The organism is Actinoallomurus sp. NPDC052274 (genome assembly GCF_040679475.1).
Taxonomy (GTDB): domain Bacteria; phylum Actinomycetota; class Actinomycetes; order Streptosporangiales; family Streptosporangiaceae; genus Actinoallomurus; species Actinoallomurus liliacearum.
Genome location: NZ_JBFAUT010000103.1, coordinates 1 through 17,985, shown reverse-complemented (window position 1 = coordinate 17,985; position 17,985 = coordinate 1). Strand labels below are relative to the sequence as shown.

Sequence of the window (17,985 nt, the reverse complement as noted above, 5' to 3'; positions counted from 1 at the left end):
GTGCCGCCCTCCGCCGCGCGGGCACGTGCAGGGGCGCCGCGCCCGTCGGGCGCGGACCCCTTCGCCGTGCCTTACGCGGTCACCGGGCGCGGACCCCTTCGCTCGTGCGTCACGCGGTCGCGCCGACGGTGTCGTCGGGTGCGCACTCGACGTCGTCCACGCCGCCGACGCAGTACACCGCGTAGGCGCGCTCGATGACCGGCAGCGCGGCGTTGCGCACGGGAATTCCGCCCGGCGTTATCCCCTTCTCCACGCCGCGGTGGGCGTGACCGTGCACGGCGAGGTCGATCCCCGCGCCGTCGATCACCTCGGCGAGCAGGTAGCTGCCGAGGAAGGGGAAGATCTCGAGGGGTTCGCCGTTGAGGGTGTCCTTGACCGGTGCGTAATGGGTCAGGGCCACGCGCGCGTCCGCGTCCAGCGCGCCCAGGGCCTCGCCGAGCTTGGCCGCGGTGGCCTTCGTGTGGCGGATGAAGGCCTTCATCTCCGGCTCGCCGAAGTCGGAGCCGCAGCGGCCCGCGAAGCCGCCGCCGAAGCCCTTGGCGCCGGCCACGCCGAGGCGCCTGCCGTGGCAGTCGATCACGGTCGACTCGCCTTCGAGGACGGTGATCCCCGCGTCCTTCAGCGCCTTCGTGATCTCGGTCTCCGCGTCGGAGTGGTAGTCGTGGTTGCCGAGCACGGCGATGACCGGGACGCCGATGTCGCGGAGCTCCTCCGCGGCCATCCGTCCCTCCTCCGCCGTGCCGTGCTGGGTCAGATCGCCGGCGACGAGCAGCACGTCGGCGTCACCGGCGATCCCGGTCAGTCGGTTGCGGTACAGGCCGCGCACATCCTCGCCGACGTGGATGTCGCCGACCGCGGCCACACGAATCATGGGGTCGGTTCCTCCGTTTTCGGGGGCCGGATCTCCACGACGGTCACATCGTTGGAGATCCGTTTTCCGCCGGCCGCCTCACGGGCGACCGTCTCGATGAGTTCCCGCCTCCGGGAAGTCGCCACCTGACCACGCAGGAAGACGACGTCACCACGGACGTCGACCTGGATGCCGAGCTCGACCGTGCGGGCGTCCTCGGCGAGGCGGCTCTTGATGCGGGCGGCGAGGTAGTGGGGCGGGTCGCTGGGCGTCATCCGTCACTCCCTTCGTACGGCGGCCCGTACTCCATCACGCGCAGGCGGTGCAGCAGGGTCAGGTAGGCGTAGGCGTACGGGGAGTCCGCCGTGGCGGCGATCACCCGCGGCCAGTCCACCTGTTCGCGCAGCGCCCGCGACACCGGTAGGTATGCCCCGAAGTCGCTGGCCTTCTCGTCGAACGCGAGAAGGCGCAGCACCGTCAGGTCGGTGGCGGTCAGCACCGGCATGGCGACCGCCTCGACGTTCAGCTCCTCGGCGCGGGCGAGCAGCGCGGCGTCCACGGCCCGCCCCGACGGGCGGAAGATCAGGTCGACCGTACGGCCGTCATCGTGGACCTTGGCGAGCCAGCCCTCGGGGATCTCGACGCGCCGCATTCCCACGGATTCCAGGGCCGAGAGCGCGCCCTCGACCTCGTCCTCGGTCAGCACGAAGTCGACGTCGTGGGTCGACGGCGCGGCGCCGCGCGCGTACGCGGCGTACCCGCCCGCCAGCGCGAACTTGATCCCGGCGTCGGTCAGCGCCGCCGCGGCCTTCCTCAAAGTCTCCAGCAGCTCGCCCGGTGCGGCTTCGACGTCACCCATGGCGCGGGGCCCTCCGGGCGGAGTCCGGGGCGCTCAATCGCCACGTCCGGTGACCGCGTCCCGTGCCCGGTCCGCCACGGCGGCGGCCTTTCCGACCGTCTTGAGGATGCCGGGCCTGGGCGGCGTGTTCGGATGCGGCCGTGTCGGGGCCAGCTTCTTACCCTCCTCGACCTTGGTGCCGAGTTCGTCCGCCTCCTCCGCGCTGAGCGCCTCCCGCATGCGGGGCCAGACGCGCTCCTCCTCGTAGGCGATGTGCTCGCGCCCGTCGGTGATGAACGTGCGGAGGCGGTCTTCGAACCTCGGGTCGTCGGGGCTCAGGTCCATCAGGTCGTTGAGGATGTGCTTGGCGGCCTGCTCCTGGTCGGTGGCCTCGTCGGCGAGGTGGTCGCCGTCGGACAGCTTGTCGCGGACCGCCGGCCAGAAGTACTCCTCCTCGACTGCCTCGTGCTTGGACTCCTCGATGATCAGCTGATCGACCAGCTTCTCGCGGACCTTCAGCTGGTCCGAACCGGCTCCGGTGGTCGCGGTCGGGCCCTTCTCGAGTTCGGCGAGCGCCTTCTTGACCTCTTCATGGTCTTTCTGAAGCACGTCGAATACGTTCGGCATGGCTCCTCCCCTTGGTTGCCGACGCGCCCTCCCTGCCCGCGCGGTGGGGTTCAAAACCGTCCTCGGCGGGCCGCTCGGCGAGGTCCCCGCGAGCCGAGGATTCGGTGATCCGTCGGCGGGTAGTCGACCGGTTACCCGGATCGCGGGGAGGTCGATCGGTGAGCCGTGTCACCGTCGTGATCGCCACCAGGAACAGGCGATCGGAACTGCTGCGCACCCTCGGTCGGCTGACGGCCCTGCCGGACCGGCCGGTCATCGTGGTGGTCGACAACGGCTCGGAGGACGGTACCGCGAGCGCGGTGGCGGCCGATCACCCCGGTGTGCGGCTCGTGCCGCTGGGCCGCAACCGGGGGGCCGCGGCCCGCAACGTCGGCGTCCATCTGGCCCGCACCCGGTGCGTCGCGTTCAGCGACGACGACTCGTGGTGGGAGCCGGGGGCGCTGACCCGCGCCGCCGACCTGTTCGACGCTCATCCACGCCTCGGCCTGATCGCGGCGCACACCCTCGTCGGGCCCGAACGCGAGCCCGACCCGATCAACGCGGCGATGGCCGAGTCGCCGCTCCCGCCCGACCCCGACCTGCCCGGCCCGCCCGTCCTGGGGTTCCTGGCGTGCGCCTCGATCGTCCGCCGGCGGGCGTTCCTCGACGTCGGCGGGTTCCACCCGCTGCTGTTCTTCGTCGGCGAGGAGCGCCTGCTGTCCTACGACCTGGCCGCCGCGGGCTGGGGGCTGTGCCACGTCCCGGAGATCGTCGCGGTGCACGAGCCGTCGGCCGACCGGCCGCCGTCCCACCGGCGCCGCCGCAGCGAGTTGCGCAACACCGTGCTCACGACCTGGATGCGCCGTCCCGGCCTGGTGGCGGTGCGGGAGACCGCGCGGCTGGGGGCGCGGGCGCTGCGGGACGGCGACTCGCGCGCGGCCCTCGCGGGCGCCGCCGTGCGCCTGCCGTCGGCCCTGGCGGCCCGGCGGCCTGTCCCGGCGGCCGTCGAGGGCGGCATCCGCCGGCTCGCCGGAGAGGCCCGGTGAACCCGGACCCGCGGGTCACCGTGGTGATCGCGACCCGGGACCGCCGGCCCGAACTGCTGCGGACCCTCGACCTCATGACCCGGCTGCCCGAACGCCCGCAGATCATCGTCGTCGACAACGCCTCGTCCGACGGCACTTCGGACACCGTCGCCGACGCGTACCCGCGGGTCCGGCTGATCCGGTCCGCGCGCAACCTGGGCGCCGTCGCCCGCAACCTCGCCGTCGAGGACGTGTCCACGCCGTACGTCGCCTTCTGTGACGACGACACCTGGTGGGAGCCGGGCGCGCTGGGGGGTGCGGCGGACCTGCTCGACCGGTGTCCCCGGCTGGCGACGGTCACCGGCCTGATCCTGGTCGAGCCGGAGCTGGAGGAGGATCCCATCACCCCGGAGCTGCGGCACTCGCCGGTGCCCGCCCCCGATTGGATGCCGGGCCCCGCCCTGATGAGCATCCTGGCGGGCGCGTCGATGATCCGGGTCGAGGCGTTCCGCGAGGTCGGCGGGTTCTCGCCGCGCCTGGTGCTGGGCGGGGAGGAGGAACTGCTCGGCATGGACCTGGCGACCCGGGGCTGGTGGATGTGCTGGGCCGAGGACGTCGTCGTGCATCACGCGGCGTCGACCGCGCGCGATCCCCGCGAACGGCGCCGGGTCGGCATCCGCAACACGCTCTGGACGACCTGGCTGCGCCGCCCGGTCCGGTCGGCCCTCCGCCGGACGCTGACCGTGCTGCGCTCGGTGCCCCGGGACCGTACGAGCGTGTCGGCGGTGGCCGAGGCCCTCGGCGGCCTGCCGTGGGTGATCCGGGAACGGCGACCGGTCCCCCACCATGTCGAGCGGGCCCTGCGGCTGCTGGAGGAGCCCCAGCGCACCTCCCCCGCCCGCCGCTACGTCGGCTGAAGCGAGCCTGATGGCGCTGGAAGCGCTCGGACGGCGGCATGATGACGTGCATGACGGAACGCTCCCTGCGGGTGGTGCTGGCCGAGGACTCGGTCGTCCTGCGTGACGGCATGTCGGAACTGCTGTCCGCGCGGGGATGCGTGGTCGTCGCGGCGGTCGGCACCGCCGAGGATCTGCTGGCGGCGGTCGCCGAGCACCGCCCCGACGTCGCCGTCGTGGACATCCGGATGCCGCCCTCGCACACCGACGAGGGCATCCGTGCCGCCCTTGAGCTCCGGAGACGCCGGCCGGAGGTCGGCATCCTCGTCTTCTCCCAGCACGTGGAGGCGATCCTGGCGGAGCGGCTGCTGTCGGCCGGTGCCGCCGGAGTGGGCTACCTGCTCAAGGAACGGGTGGCCCGCACCGCCGAACTGGTCGACGCCCTGCACCGGGTGGCCACGGGCGGAACGGTGCTCGATCCGGAGATCGTCACCGGGCTGCTGCGGGGCGGTACCCGGCGGAACCGGATCGACTCGCTCACCCCGAGGGAGCGGGAGGTGCTCGACCTCATGGCGCAGGGGCACTCGAACCGGTCCATCGCCCAGCGCCTGGTGGTCACGGAGCGGGCGGTGGAGAAGCACGCGGCTGCGATCTTCATGAAGTTCGACCTGCCTCCCGCCGAGAGCGACAATCGCCGGGTCAAGGCGGTGCTCACCTACCTGACCGAGACCGGAAGTGGCGCGTGATCCACGCGGCTCCGACGTCGCGCCGGTGACGAGGTCGCTGCGACCGGCGCTCACACCGTGCTCGGCAGGTCGGCGACGACGGTCGTCGGTCCGCCCTCGGGGCTGATGATCCGGATCGTTCCGCCCACGGCCTCCACCCGCCGGCCCAGGCCGGTCAGCCCGCTCCCGCCGGCCGGGAACGCGCCACCCCGTCCGTCGTCGGTCACGACCAGCCGGACCCGGCCGTGAGCGGCGACGACCTCGACGGTGGCGGTGTCCGCCCCGCTGTGCCTGGCGACGTTGGTCAGGAGCTCGGCCGCGCAGAAGTACACCACGCGCTCGATCGCCGGATCCGGGCGTTCGCGTAGGTCCAGGCGCAGGTCGGCCGGGACGGGGCTGCCCATGGCCAGGGAGCGGAGGGCGGCGCCGAGACCCGCGTCGAGCGGCACCGGATTGATGCCACGGGTGATCCGCCGCAGCCCCGCGATGGCGTCGTCGGTCTGGGTCCGCGCCCGGGAGAGAAGGACGGACAGCCGGTCCAGCGCCGGATCCGGGCGTGCGCCGAGCGCGTCGTCGGCCAAGGAGAGGGTCATGGCGATGGCGACCAGCTCGGCCTGTGTTCCGTCGTGGAGATCGCGTTCGATCGAGCGCAGCGCCTCGGTGCTCTCGGCGGCCAGCGCGTGCCGCGACCGTTCGAGCGCGCGCATCCGCCGCTGCCCGGACGTCGGGCCGAGCAGCAGCCGGGCCAGTCCGCGATTCAGCCCGCTCGCCCCGCGAATGGCGGCGGGGACGGCCGCCAGCAGAACGAGCCCGAGCGACGGGCCGGCGACGTTCGCCCACCAGGGGACGGCCCGGTCGTGCGGGGCGAGCGCAGAGGCGAGCGCGGGGAAGCCGATCAGCCACACCGCGGCGGCCGGCAGCACGACCACGGTCAGGAAGGCCGCCAGGCCGGCCGGAAGGCGGAGGACCAGGTACAGCAGGGCCCGCCAGCCCGACGGGTCGGTGAGCCCGGCGCGGATCCAGCCGAGCACTCCGGGCGCGGGCGGCACCGGCTCCGGGCCCGGGACCTCCTCCCCGAGGAGCCGCGCGACGGCGCGGCGGTGCAGCGTGCCGAGCACCCGGGCGCCGCGCAGGCCCGCCGCGACGAGCGGCAGCCCGATGAGGGTCACCGCCAGAAGCGCGCCCGCATACAGCATGGCGAAGACGAAGGCGGCACCGGCGACGGCCGCCGGCAGCCCCGCGACGGCGAAGACGACCTCGCCGGGCCGCACGGCGGGCCGAGGCAGACGGGGCCGGAACCGGGGACGCCCGGGCCGGAATCGGGGCAGACCGGGCCGGATCCGGGGCAGGCGGGGCCGGAACCGTCCCGCCCGCCGGGCCTCCTCCGAGTCGGCGGCGCGCCCGAGCCCGGCAGGGCCGCCGGAGCGATCAGCCACGCTGCCCCGCGACCGTCTCCGTGGCCGGCCCGGAGATCGCCCGCAGTCCGGTGAGGAGGATGCCGAGCGCGGCCAGCGCCGCCACACCCGCCGCGATCGATCCATAGCCCGCCGGGTCCATCGACGGGAGCGGGGATCCCGGCAGCGTCACGCTGAACGAGCTCACGGTGACCCCCGCGACGGCCGTGCCGGTGAGCGTGCCCACCGCAGTGATCAGCAGACACTCGGCGCAGAGCATCGACGCGAGCTGCCGGCGGGTCGCGCCGACCAGGGTCAGCAGCGCGAACTCGCGGCGCCGCGCGGCGGTCAGCGCCGCCAGGGTGTTGACCGTCGACACGCCGCCGAAGCAGACGAGGATGATCAGCTCGACCTGGCGGAGCCAGACGTCGCCGGCGGAGTTCACCGAGGTCAGCTCCGTTCCCGAGAGGTGGTGGGCGGCGTCCCTGACCGTATCGCCGAGGGACAGGAACGCGCACGCCAGCGCGGTCAGCAGCGCCAGGGGGACCACCGCCGACGACAGCCGGGCCGCGTACCCGCGCAGGTTCGCGTCGGCGAGCCGGCCCGAGCGGGGCGCGACGACCCGTACGGGCAGGCCGAGGACCGTGACGACGGCCACGGTGAACAGCGGTCCGAGGAGCGCGACCGCCACCATGAGGACCAGCGTGGCCAGCAGCGCGCCCTGCCCGGCCTTGTCCGGGGGCTGCCGGGCGATGGCGAGGCAGAGAGCGCCTCCGCCGGCGAGTGCGAGGAACCCGGCGGGCGTGCGGATCGGTCCGATTCGCCGGTCGCCGCCGACGCTCTCCCCGAGCGCGACGGCCGGGGCGACGCGGCAGACCGGGCGGGCGGCGACCACGGCCGACAGCATGCCGAGAAGGAGTGCGATCACCGAGGCGGCCGCGGCGGGTACCGGAGTGAAGGGAATCCGGCTTCCGGCCGGCACCAGGTCCCGGTCCACGAGCGCGCCGAGCAGGCGGTGGGCGCCCAGCATCCCGGCCGTCCAGCCGGCCGGGCTGACGAGGAAGACCACGATCAGCACCTGCCGGCGCACCAGCCCGCGGACCTGCCGGGGGGTGGCCGCCACGGTGCGCAGGAGCGCCAGATCCCGGTGCTGCTGGCGGATCGCGAAGCCGAGGGTGTTGACCACCACGAACAGGGCCACCAGGACGGCGATCTCCCCGAACGCCCCGCCGATGATCGCGAGACCGGGCTGCCCCGCGTGCGCCGGGGGTGAGACGACACTCGCGGCGATCAGCGACCCGAACAGGGTGATCGCGGTCACCGCCATGAACAGGGCCATGGCGAGTCCGGCGAACGTCGCGGGCCGGGTCCGGATCTGCCCGAAGGCCAGTCGAAGCACGTCAGCCTCCCAGCCGGCTCAGCCGGGCTGAGACGGCCGCCGCCGAAGGGCGATCCAGATCATCGACGATGACACCGTCGGCCAGCACCACGACGCGGTCGGCGTACCCGGCGGCGACCGGGTCGTGCGTCACCATGACGCAGGTCTGCCCCTGCTCGTCGACGCCGGCGCGCAGCAGCGAGAGGATCTCGACGCCGGTCCGCCGGTCGAGCGCGCCCGTGGGCTCGTCGGCGAACAGCACCCTCGGGCGGGACACCAGGGCCCGCGCGATGGCGACCCGCTGCTGCTGGCCGCCGGAGAGCTGGCCGGGACGGTGCCGTTCGCGCCCGCCGAGCCCCACCTGCCGCAGCGCCTCGCGCACCACCGTCCGCTCCGGCGGCCGCCCGGCCAGCCGGCCCGGCAGCGTCACGTTCTGCTCGACCGTCATGGCGGGCATCAGATTGAAGGACTGAAAGACGAAACCGACCTCGGCGCGGCGCAGTTCGGCCAGCCGCCGCTCCCGCAGCCGGGACACCTCGGTCGGTCCCCACCAGACGGTTCCGGAGGTCGGCCGGTCCATGCCCGCGACGCAGTGCAACAGGGTCGTCTTGCCCGACCCGGAGGGCCCCATCACGGCCGTGAACGTCCCCGGTGCGAAGGCGACGGTCACGCCGCGCAGGGCGTGGACGGTGTTCGCGCCCCTCCCGTAGCGGCGGTGCAGGTCATCGCACCGGGCCGTCGCGCCGTCGCCGAAAGCGGCGTCCGCCGTGCCGTCTCGAGAGGGCTTGGAGGGGGCGAGCGCGCCGCCGGGTCGGGACGGCGAGGCGGCGGCGCCGGTTCCGGGACCGTCGGGCGTCGGGAAGCGGCCGTGCGGGTTCGAAATGGGCATGTCGCAAGCCTGGACCGGTCGGAGGAGCCGCACGATCGTGCTTCCATCCGGATCCGTGGTACGGAAATCCGCACCCCGGCACGCCCGCGTCGCCGGGTGGACCGGGCCTCAGACGTTGATCGCGTCCTTGGCCAGTGCGGCCGCGTCGGCGGGCGGGGTCTCGGTGCCTCCCTGGAAGGCGTCACCGTCGGCCCGCCGGCTGGCGGAGACCGGCGAGGGCGGCGAGGACCTCCTCGACGGTGATCCGGAGCAGGCGGGGGTCGGGTTCGCCGCCGTGCGCGTCACCCGGACGGCCGCCCGTGCCGTGCCACAGGGCGACGTGCGGGCCGTCCTCCGGCGGTCCCCACAGCGCCGGGGAGACCGGGCCGAACAGCGTCACGGACGGCACGCCGTACGCGGTGGCCAGGTGGGACACGCCGGTGTCGTTGCTGACCACGACGGCGGCGTCGGCGACGAGGGCGGCCAGGCCGGTGAGCCCGGTGGTCCCGGCCAGCACGGCCGCGGCGGGCAGCCCGGCGCCCTCGGCGACGGCCGCCGCGAGGTCGCGTTCCCCGGCGGTCCCGGTGATCGTCACCGGGTGTCCCTCGGCGGCCAGCGCGCGGGCCACGGCCGCGAAGCGGTCGGGCGGCCAACGGCGGGCGGGGAACGCCGCGCCCGGGTGCACGACGGCCGCCCGGCGGACCTGCGGCTCCGCCGCCGGGGCGCGCAGCAGCAGGTCGCCCGGGTCGGCCGGGACCCCCCACCACTCGACGAGGCGGCACCACCGGCCGACCTCGTGCTCGTCGTCGTCCCACCACGGGCCGGCGACGTCCGGTGCGGCCGCGGACGCGTACATCATGCGGGTCGCCGCGCCGGTCGCGTCGACCGACCGGTGGCTGGCGGGGCCGTTGCCGTGCAGGTCGACGGCGACGTCGGGCGGCGGCCCGTCCCACGGGATGGGCCGCAGCTCCCCCGTCGGCAGCAGCCGGTCGATCGCCCCGGTCAGCGCCGCCAGGGGCCGCAGCGCCTCCGGGGCGGCCAGGACCGTCTCGGCGTCCGGGTAGGCCCGGCGCAGCGCCCGGTAGGCGGGCACGCCGGTCAGGAAGTCGCCCAGGCCGAGGGCGCGCAGCATCAGGACGGCCGGCAACGGGTCGCCTCGGCCAGGATGTCCTCCCAGTCGGTGAGGAAGCGGGCCAGGCCGTAGCGCTCGAGCGCGGCGGCGCGGGCGGCCTTGCCGAGCCGGGCGGCCTCCTCGCGGTCGGCCAGCAGCCGCCGCAGGCCGTCGCGGAGCCGGTCGGGCCGGGTGGAGATGATCCCCGCCTCGCGGGGCACCGCCTCGACGACCTCGGTGGTGGCCAGGGCCACCACGGGCATGCCCAGGTGCATGGCCTCGAGCAGCGACAGGCCCAGGGAGGTCCACCGGATCGGGTGCAGGTAGACGCGCCGCCGGGCCAGTTCCTCGTGCATGCGCTCCTGCGGCAGGTCCTCGTAGGCGTGGACGCCGGGCAGGCCGAGCCGGCCGGGCAGGTCCCGGACCTTCATCCCGAACACGTCCAGCCCCATGCCGTCCGCGAAGTACGGCAGCAGGTCGGTACCCACGTACCGGCCGCGCCGCAGCGGCTCGTTGACCACCACGGCGGTCCGCTCGATCTCGCCGGTCCACCGGAGCCCCGGGTCGACGACGCCGTGCTCGACGACACGGGTCGGCGTGCGCCCGCTGTCCCACATCAGCCGGTTGAAGTGGGTGACGTGGACCAGGATGATCTCCGGCCGGTCGGCCATCGGGTGCCGGGTCAGCGGGACGTCGCCCCAGGGCGCGTCGTGCTCGACGTACACGGCGGGCACGTCGACGCCGGGGCGGCGGCCCAGCCACTCCTCGACCAGCTTCTCCTCGTGCGGCCGCTGGAGGACGACCACGTCGATCTCCTCGTCGCGGAGCCGCTCGGGCGGCACCTCGACGGCGTTCGCGGGCCAGTCCCATGTACGGGCCCGGCCGAGGCCGTCCGGCCCCCGGTCCGGCGTCACGGGCAGCACGTAGGTGTGCGGCCCCTGGACGAAGGCGGTCGCCCACGACCCGTGGACGTGCCAGATCAGCACCCTCATCGGCTCACCTCGATGGCGAGTTTCTCGACGGAGTCGGCGACCTCCTGGGCCGTGACCTCCGACAGGCAGGGATGTCCGTCAACGGGGCACTCGCGTGCCCGGGTGTCGCGGCAGGCGGCGTTCTGGTCGCCGAGCAGGACGTGCGGCACGCCGTAGGGCGCCCACCGCGCCGCCGGGACGACGGGGGCGAACAGCGACACGACCGGCGTGCGGACGGCGGCGGCCAGGTGCGCCGGGCCGGTGTTGCCGACGACGACCACGGCCGCCCCGGCGAGGATCGCGGCGAGCTCGGCCATGCTCGTACGGCCGCCCAGGTCGACGCCGGTCTCCCCCGCGACCCGCGCCGTCAGGTCGCGCTCGGCATCGGCGCCGGTGACGAGCGTCCGCCGACCGCGCCCGGTCAGCTCGGCGACCGCCTCGGCGCAGCGCCGGGCGGGCCACGCGCGGGCCGGGACCGACGCGCCCGGGTGGAGGACGACGTAGCGGTCCCCGCCGGTCAGGTGCCGCACGTCGGGCAGCGGGGTCCGCACGGCGAGGCGGCCGTCGTCGCCGGGCGGGAGCGGGAACCCGGCCGCGCGGGCCAGCGAGAGCCCGCGTTCGGCCTCCGGAACGTCGTCGTCGAGCCGGTGCCGTACGTCCAGCAGCGCACCCGGGTAGTCGACGCTGATGGCGGCCGTGCGGACGACGCCGGCCAGCCGCAGCAGCAGCGCGGTCGGCAGCGGCGACTGGTGGAAGGACGTCAGGATCAGCGCGTCGTCGAACCGCCCGGCGGCCAGCCGGTCCACGAGCGCGTCGACCTCGTCGCGGCGAACCGGCGGCGGCCGGAGATCGACCCAGGGCGCGCGCCACACGACGACCTCGTCGACGCCGGGCAGCAGCCGGGCGGCGGCCTCGCCGCGCGGCCCGACCAGCATGGTGACGTGCGCGGACCGCGCGGCGACGGCCCGGACGGCCGGCCCGGCGAGCAGCACGTCACCGGCGTTGTCCAGGCGCACCACCAGCGAACGCCGCTCCCCCGGATCGCCGCTCACCCGCGGGCCTCCGCTCTCACTCATGCCACATCGCCATGCCCGTACCGCCCGCCAGCGCGTACCGGACGGCCTCCTCGAGCCCGGCGGCCCGCCGTACACCGGCCGTCTCCTCCGGCCGGGTCTGCGGCGTCGGGATCAGCACACTGCGGGCCCCGGCGGCCCGCGCCGCCGCGACGTCGCCGCCGATGTCCCCGACGACCAGGCACTCCTCGGGGGCGACGCCGAGGTCGGCCGCCGCCTGGAGCACCAGGCCGGGGGCCGGCTTGCGGCAGGCGCAGCCGTCGTCCGCGCCGTGCGGGCACTGCCGCCACGTGCCGAACGGGCCGAGCAGCTCGGTCACCCGCGCGTTGACCGCGGCGACCTCGGCCTCGGTGGCCAGGCCGCGCGCGATCGCGGACTGGTTCGTGACGACGCCGACGCGCAGCCCGGCCCGCCGGGCGAGGTCCAGGGCCTCCTTCGCGCCGGGCACCGGCTCGACCTTCTCGGGATCCTTGTTGTAGGGGACGTCGTGGATCAGCGTGCCGTCCCGGTCGAACAGCACCGCCCGCACCGGCGGCGGCCAGGGGGCGGCCGACCGGGCCGCGACGAGGCCGCGCAGCCAGTGCCAGGTCGCGACCGGCGGGATCGCCAGGCTCGTCACCGTCATCACCGCGACCTCGCGCGGGGTACGCGGACCGGGTTTGATCCGCGCGGCCGCGAACTCCCCGACGCCCGCGAGGGCGCCGGCCGCCGCGGCCAGCGCGAGGCGCCTGCGCCCGGTCGCCGCCAGGCCCACCGCCGCCAGCCCGGCGGCGGTGATCGCCAGGTGCCGGGGGCGCCGCCCGGGCGCCGCCCCGGCGCGCTCGTACCAGTCCGGGCCGTGCAGGGCACGCATCAGCGCGTCGTCGGCGTTGCCCGCCTGGGTGCGGACGCTGATCCACGGCGACGCCGGGCGCACGGGGTGCGTGGTGGTGCGCTCGCCGCGTTCCAGCAGCCAGCCGGCCCGAAGGACGCGCAGCGCGAGGTCCGCGTCCTCCCGGAACGCACGGGGGAACCGCTCGTCGAAGCCGCCGCACTCCACGAGGGCCTCGCGGCGGTAGGCCAGGTCCGCGGTGATCCACCGGGCCTCGGCCAGCCCGGCCGTTCCCCGCTCCCAGTCGGTCGGACGGCGGCCCTCGGGCAACGGCACCCGGATCCGGCCCTGCACGCCGCCGACGCGCGTGGGCCGCTCCGCGAGGTCGGCGACGAGGCGGGACCGCCAGTCCGGCCCGACCCGTACGTCGTCGTCCAGGAACACCACCCACGGGGCGGACGTCCGCCGCCAGCCGAGATTGCGGGCCGCGGCGGGTCCCCGGCCGCCGGCGGCGACGACCCGGGTGCGGGGCAGCAGCGGCTCGGGGACCCTGATCGGCGTGCCGCCCTCGGCGGAGCGCCGGTCGTCGACCAGGACGATCTGCGCGGGGAGCGGCCCGGACGCCGCGGCCAGCGCATCGAGGCAGGCGTCCAGACAGGGCCGTACGAGCGTGGGGATCACGACGGCGTACGTCACGCCGCTCTCCTCGCCCGCGCTCGCGACGCGGGTCTGCGCCGGGTCCTCCAGGCCGGCGCTCACCGGCGCCTCACCACGAACGGGCCGATGGCGAGCAGGTCGATCGGAGTGGCGCCGAAGCACTCCAGGACGTCCTTGATGTCGTCGACCATCGGCCGCCCGGCGGTGTTGAGGCTCGTGTTCACCAGTACTGGCAGGCCCGTGCGCCGCTCGAAGGCGGTCAGCAGCGCGGCGACGAGGGGCTCCCCTGCCGGGTCGACGGTCTGCGCGCGCGCCGTGCCGTCCACGTGCACGACCGCCGGGATGCGGTCCTGCCACTGCGGCGCGACGTCGTGCACGAAGAGCATGTACGGGCTGGGGATCGGGCCCCGCGCGAAGATCTCGGGGGCGCGCTCCAGCAGGACCATCGGGGCGACCGGCCGGAACTGCTCGCGGCCCTTGACGTCGTTGAGGCGTTCGAGGTTGGCCTTGCGGCCCGGGTGGGCGAGCAGCGAGCGGTGCCCGAGGGCGCGCGGGCCGTACTCGGCCCGGCCCTGGAACCAGGCGACGACGCCGTCGTCGGCGAGGGCCTCCGCGACCGCTTCGGCCAGGTCGGCGGGCCGCTCGTACGGCAGCCGGGCGGTGCGCAGCGCGTGTTCGATCTCTTGGTCCGTGAACCCACGGCCGAGGTCCGCGCCGGGCATGGGCTCCAGGGGCTCGCCCTCGGTGGCGGCCACGTGCAGGGCGGCGCCGAGGGCGGTGCCCGCGTCGCCGGCGGCGGGCTGCACCCAGACCTCCTCGAACGGGCCCTCCCGGTGCAGCACGGTGTTGGCGACGCAGTTCAGCGCCGTTCCGCCGGCCATGGTGAGGATCCGGTCGCCGGTGCGCTCGTGCAGCCAGCGCGCGAGGTCGAGCAGGACCTCCTCCAGGCGGCGCTGCACGCTGGCGGCCAGGTCGGCGTGCGCGCCCGTCCAGTCCTCGTCGGATCGTCGGCGCGGCGCCAGCTCCGCCCAGTCGATGCGTTCGGTGACGAAGCCGCCGTCGTCGGTCGCCCGGACGGCGGCGCGCATCTCATCGAGGAAGCGCGGCTTGCCGTACGACGCGAGCGCCATCACCTTGTACTCGTCGGAGGAGCGCAGGAAGCCCAGGTGGGCGGTGAGCGCCTCGTACATCAGGCCGAGCGAGTGCGGGAGCCGTTGCCCGGCCAGCACGTCCAGCCGCCCGCCGTCGTACCGGCCCGCCAGGTGGGAGGCCCGCTCGCCGCGCCCGTCGCACACGAGGACGCTGCGCGGCTCGGCGGTGGACACCGCGAGCCCTCCGGAGGCCGCGTGGGCGACGTGGTGCGGCACGAACCGGACCTTGTCCCGGTCCAGGCCGGGCAGCGCGTCGGCGAGGAAGCCCGGCGCCTCCTTCGCGTACGTCGTGCGCAGGTGGTCCCAGGTGTCGTCGATGCCCATCTCCTCGGGTGGGAGCACGAGCGACGGGTCGTAGGAGTAGCCGACCAGGTCGACCTGTTCGGGTGTCAGGCCCGCCTGCCGCAGGCACCATCGGGCAGCCTCCACCGGCTGCTCCCATGCCGAGAAGGGCACCGGCCGCTTGCCGTGCTTGCGGCGGCTGAACCGCTCCTCCTCCGCGGCGGCCACCACGCGCCCGTCGACGACGAGCGCAGCCGCGGGGTCATGGAAGACGGCGTTGATGCCGAGCACGCGCACTGAGTCCCCCTCATCCGCATTCGTTCCCGCAGGCCAGTTGCCCTGGGCCCGGGGCGGTAAACACCCCCTGTCAGTTCCATTACCGGGCGCCCCCCGATTAGGCGTCCGGACGGTAATGATTTGTTAAGGCTTCCAGGTGCGAGTAACTGGCCCTCCGGGCCGTCCTGGACGCGGTTCCGGGCCAGCTCGCGACACACTTCCGCAGTGGCACAAGGCGTCTCGGGACTTGACACGAACTGAGCGGAATAGGCACATAGCGCGCCGATCATGACCTTGGCGAAATTAGTCAGTGTTTGAGACGACTCTGCCTGGCAACGGCGTCGGTATGGCCCGCCGATAAAGGAGTGACTCTTGAACATCGACATGGTCTCGGAGCACGCCAGTCCACTCGCGACGCTGGGTGGCGCGGACGCCGGGGGCCAGAACGTCCACGTGGGCGCGCTCGCCGTGGCACTGGCGGAGCGCGGTCACGAGGTCGTCGTTCATACCCGCCGTGACGACGCCGGCCTGCCGGACTCGGTGCCGTTCGCGCCCGGGGTGACGGTCGAACACGTACCGGCGGGCCCGCCACGACCGATTCCCAAGGACGACCTGCTGCCGTACATGGCCGACTTCGCGGCGCACCTGGCCCGGCGATGGCTGAGCGGACCGCCCGACATCGTGCACGCCCACTTCTGGATGAGCGGGCTCGCCGCCCTCGGCGGCGCCCGGGAGCACGGCGTGCCGGTGGTGCAGACGTTCCACGCCCTCGGCCGGGTCAAGCGCCGCTACCAGCGGGCCGCCGACACCAGCCCACCCGGCCGGATGCGCCTGGAGGGCCAGGTCGGCCGCGAGGCCACCGCGGTGGTCGCGACCTGCACCGACGAGGTGCGGGAACTCGGCGCGTACGGTGTGCCGCCGGGCCGCGTCTTCGTCGTGCCCTGCGGGGTCGACACCGGGCGCTTCCGCCCGGAGGGCCCCGTGGCCGAACACTCCGGGGACCGGCCCCGCATCCTGACGATCGGCCGGCTGGTCCCCCGCAAGGGCATCGACACCCTCATCGAGGCGGTGCGCCGGATCCCGGAGGCGGAACTGGTCATCGCGGGCGGACCGGAACGCTCCAGGCTGCGCGACGACCCGGAGGGACGCCGGCTGATGGGCCTGGCGGAGGAGCAGGGCGTGGCCGACCGCGTCGCCTTCCTGGGCCAGGTCGCGCACGACGAGATCCCGGCGCTCATCCGCTCGGCGGACGTCGTCGTCTCCGTCCCCTGGTACGAGCCGTTCGGCATCGTCCCGATCGAGGCGATGGCCTGCGGCGTGCCCGTCGTCGCCTCGGCGGTGGGCGGCCACCTCGACACCGTCGTCGACGGCGTCACCGGACTGCACGTGCCGCCCCGGCGGCCGGACGACCTGGCCGCGTGCCTGCGCCGGCTGCTGGGCGACCCCGTCCTCCGGCGTTCCCTGGGCCGCGCGGCGGCCGAGCACGCACACGGCCGGTACCCGTGGGACCGGGTCGCGGCCGAGACCGAGGCCGTCTACGAGCGCGTGATCGAGACGGCGCGGGAACGGCCGGCCTTCGCGGAAGGAGCACGCTCGTGATCGATGCACATCTCACCGCGCTCGAAGGGGCGCTGCGGCGGTTTCAGGCCCAGGCCCCCCGTCTCGAGAGCTGGGGACGGCGGCTGGCCGCCGTCCTGGAGGACGGTGGACGGCTGCTCGCCTGCGGCAACGGCGGCAGCGCCGAACAGGCCCAGCACCTGACCGCCGAACTCGTCGGCCGCTACCAGACCGAGCGGCGACCGTTCGCGGCGATCCCCCTGCACACCGACGTCTCGGCGCTGACCGCGATCGGCAACGACTACGGCGCCGAGGAGATGTTCGCCCGGCAGGTCCGGGCGCACGGCCGGCCCGGCGACGTGCTGGTCTGCCTGTCCACCAGCGGCAGCAGCCGCAACGTCATCGCCGCCGCCAGGGCCGCCGCCGAGGTCGGCGTGCGCGCCTGGGCGCTCACCGGCCCCGGGCCGAACCCCCTCGCGGGGGTCTGCGCCGAGGCGATCACCGTGGAGGCGCCGTCGACCGCCACCGTCCAGGAGGTGCACCTCGCCGCGATCCACATGCTGTGCGCCGCCGTGGACGCGGTGGTGTGCGGGACCGATGGCGGGACGGTGGCCTGCGACACCGCCGACGGCGCCCGCCGCGTGCTCGACCTGGACCGCGAAGCCGAGGAGGCCGTATGAGGGGCGGCCCGCTGGTCGTCATCGGCGACGTCCTGCTCGACGTCGACCTGGAGGGATCCGCCGAACGGCTGACACCGGACGCCCCCGTTCCCGTCATCGACTGCCAGCGCGAGCACCACCGCGCGGGCGGCGCGGGGCTGGCCGCCACTCTGGCGGCCCGCCTGACCGGACGCGACGTCGTCATGATCACCGCGCTCGGCGACGACCGGTCCGGACGGCGCGTCCGCGACCTCCTCGCCCGGCACGTCGAGATCGTCCCCCTGCCGATGCGGGGCACCACACCCAGCAAGATCCGGGTCCGCGCCGCCGGTCAGTCGCTCGTACGGCTCGACACCGGCGACGGGCGCGCCGCCGAAGGACCGGTCGACCCGCGGGTCGCGACCGTGCTCGAACGGGCCGGCGCGGTCCTCGTCTCCGACTACGGGCGCGGCGTTACCGCCCACCCCGAGATACGGCGGCTGCTGGCGGGCCTGTCCGGTGGCACGCCGGTCGTGTGGGACCCGCATCCGCTCGGGGCCGCACCGCTGCCCCGTACCCGTCTGGTGACGCCGAGCCGCGCCGAGGCCCGCGCCTTCGCGGGCGACGAGCCGACCGCCGGCGACGGGGCGTTCGCCCAGGCCGCCAGGGACGCCGCCACGCTGGTGGAACGCTGGCGGGTCGGCGGTGTCGCCGTGACCCTCGGCGACCGCGGCGCCCTGTTGTCGGTCGGCGACGGCGTGCCGTTCGTCGCGCCCGCCCCGGTTCGGAGCAGCGCGTACGGGCCGGTGACGGTAAGTGACCGAGGCGCGCAAGATCGTGCTGTGGCGGCACGGTCAAACGACCTGGAACGTCGAACG

Annotated in this window: 18 protein-coding genes; 6 read left to right on the top strand and 12 right to left on the bottom strand. The window is 75.0% G+C overall.

All coding sequences use genetic code 11. The annotated features are described in order from the left end of the window. Positions 1 to 109 precede the first annotated feature (109 nt). The 4 genes from AB0K82_RS43065 to AB0K82_RS43050 are packed head-to-tail and all read right to left on the bottom strand — an operon-like array spanning position 110 to position 2,315. Positions 110 to 871, bottom strand: coding sequence for a metallophosphoesterase (locus tag AB0K82_RS43065; protein ID WP_364409098.1), 762 nt, complete (start codon positions 869 to 871; stop codon positions 110 to 112). Then, a complete protein-coding gene (locus AB0K82_RS43060) occupies positions 868 to 1,125 on the bottom strand; it encodes a BON domain-containing protein (RefSeq protein ID WP_364409095.1) in 258 nt (85 codons plus the stop codon). Before AB0K82_RS43060 ends, AB0K82_RS43065 begins: the two co-directional genes overlap by 4 nt. Then, positions 1,122 to 1,709: a nucleotidyltransferase gene (locus tag AB0K82_RS43055; RefSeq protein WP_364409092.1), complete on the bottom strand. Its 588-nt coding sequence runs from the start codon at positions 1,707 to 1,709 to the stop codon at positions 1,122 to 1,124. Before AB0K82_RS43055 ends, AB0K82_RS43060 begins: the two co-directional genes overlap by 4 nt. Positions 1,710 to 1,742: 33 nt before the next feature. Then, positions 1,743 to 2,315, bottom strand: coding sequence for a hemerythrin domain-containing protein (locus AB0K82_RS43050; protein ID WP_364409089.1), 573 nt, complete (start codon positions 2,313 to 2,315; stop codon positions 1,743 to 1,745). Between the two features lie 158 nt (positions 2,316 to 2,473). Here AB0K82_RS43050 and AB0K82_RS43045 point away from each other — a divergent pair, with 158 nt between their 5' ends. Genes AB0K82_RS43045 through AB0K82_RS43035 form a run of 3 tightly spaced genes read left to right on the top strand, consistent with a single transcriptional unit; the run spans position 2,474 to position 4,961 of the window. Next, entirely contained in the window at positions 2,474 to 3,340 is an 867-nt protein-coding gene (locus AB0K82_RS43045; protein WP_364409087.1) for a glycosyltransferase, read from the top strand. After that, complete coding sequence (locus tag AB0K82_RS43040) at positions 3,337 to 4,236, top strand: glycosyltransferase (protein WP_364409084.1); 900 nt, start codon at positions 3,337 to 3,339, stop codon at positions 4,234 to 4,236. The genes AB0K82_RS43045 and AB0K82_RS43040 overlap by 4 nt, the downstream gene beginning before the upstream one ends. A gap of 50 nt (positions 4,237 to 4,286) precedes the next feature. Next, positions 4,287 to 4,961 (top strand): response regulator transcription factor, encoded by a 675-nt coding sequence (locus AB0K82_RS43035; RefSeq protein ID WP_364409081.1) that lies wholly within the window; start codon positions 4,287 to 4,289, stop codon positions 4,959 to 4,961. Positions 4,962 to 5,011: 50 nt separating this feature from the next. Here AB0K82_RS43035 and AB0K82_RS43030 read toward each other — a convergent pair whose 3' ends face one another. The 8 genes from AB0K82_RS43030 to AB0K82_RS42995 all read right to left on the bottom strand — a co-directional run bounded on the left by AB0K82_RS43030 (position 5,012) and on the right by AB0K82_RS42995 (position 14,933). Next, on the bottom strand, positions 5,012 to 6,376 hold the full coding sequence (locus AB0K82_RS43030; RefSeq protein ID WP_364409078.1) for a sensor domain-containing protein: 1,365 nt from the start codon (positions 6,374 to 6,376) through the stop codon (positions 5,012 to 5,014). Then, a complete protein-coding gene (locus tag AB0K82_RS43025) occupies positions 6,369 to 7,733 on the bottom strand; it encodes an ABC transporter permease (RefSeq protein ID WP_364409076.1) in 1,365 nt (454 codons plus the stop codon). Before AB0K82_RS43025 ends, AB0K82_RS43030 begins: the two co-directional genes overlap by 8 nt. A 1-nt stretch (position 7,734) precedes the next feature. Then, positions 7,735 to 8,601: an ABC transporter ATP-binding protein gene (locus tag AB0K82_RS43020; RefSeq protein ID WP_364409074.1), complete on the bottom strand. Its 867-nt coding sequence runs from the start codon at positions 8,599 to 8,601 to the stop codon at positions 7,735 to 7,737. A gap of 181 nt (positions 8,602 to 8,782) precedes the next feature. Then, positions 8,783 to 9,727, bottom strand: coding sequence for a glycosyltransferase family 9 protein (locus AB0K82_RS43015; RefSeq protein WP_364409071.1), 945 nt, complete (start codon positions 9,725 to 9,727; stop codon positions 8,783 to 8,785). Then, positions 9,712 to 10,683, bottom strand: a complete 972-nt coding sequence (locus AB0K82_RS43010; RefSeq protein ID WP_364409068.1) for a glycosyltransferase — start codon at positions 10,681 to 10,683, stop codon at positions 9,712 to 9,714. The genes AB0K82_RS43015 and AB0K82_RS43010 overlap by 16 nt, the downstream gene beginning before the upstream one ends. Next, the gene (locus tag AB0K82_RS43005) at positions 10,680 to 11,738 is read right to left on the bottom strand and encodes a glycosyltransferase family 9 protein (protein WP_364409065.1); all 1,059 of its coding nucleotides are present in this window, start codon (positions 11,736 to 11,738) and stop codon (positions 10,680 to 10,682) included. Before AB0K82_RS43005 ends, AB0K82_RS43010 begins: the two co-directional genes overlap by 4 nt. Then, entirely contained in the window at positions 11,731 to 13,305 is a 1,575-nt protein-coding gene (locus AB0K82_RS43000) for an HAD-IIIA family hydrolase (protein WP_364409062.1), read from the bottom strand. Before AB0K82_RS43000 ends, AB0K82_RS43005 begins: the two co-directional genes overlap by 8 nt. Next, entirely contained in the window at positions 13,302 to 14,933 is a 1,632-nt protein-coding gene (locus tag AB0K82_RS42995; protein WP_364409059.1) for a carbamoyltransferase C-terminal domain-containing protein, read from the bottom strand. Before AB0K82_RS42995 ends, AB0K82_RS43000 begins: the two co-directional genes overlap by 4 nt. 351 nt (positions 14,934 to 15,284) lie before the next feature. Between AB0K82_RS42995 and AB0K82_RS42990 the strand changes: the two genes are divergently transcribed. The 3 genes from AB0K82_RS42990 to AB0K82_RS42980 form a co-directional block, all read left to right on the top strand. Beyond that, positions 15,285 to 16,511 (top strand): glycosyltransferase, encoded by a 1,227-nt coding sequence (locus tag AB0K82_RS42990; RefSeq protein WP_364409056.1) that lies wholly within the window; start codon positions 15,285 to 15,287, stop codon positions 16,509 to 16,511. Then, positions 16,511 to 17,149, top strand: a complete 639-nt coding sequence (locus AB0K82_RS42985) for an SIS domain-containing protein (RefSeq protein ID WP_364409101.1) — start codon at positions 16,511 to 16,513, stop codon at positions 17,147 to 17,149. Before AB0K82_RS42990 ends, AB0K82_RS42985 begins: the two co-directional genes overlap by 1 nt. Then, the coding region (locus AB0K82_RS42980) for a PfkB family carbohydrate kinase (protein ID WP_364409054.1) at positions 17,146 to 17,985 on the top strand (840 nt) is incomplete at its 3' end. The genes AB0K82_RS42985 and AB0K82_RS42980, both read left to right, overlap by 4 nt.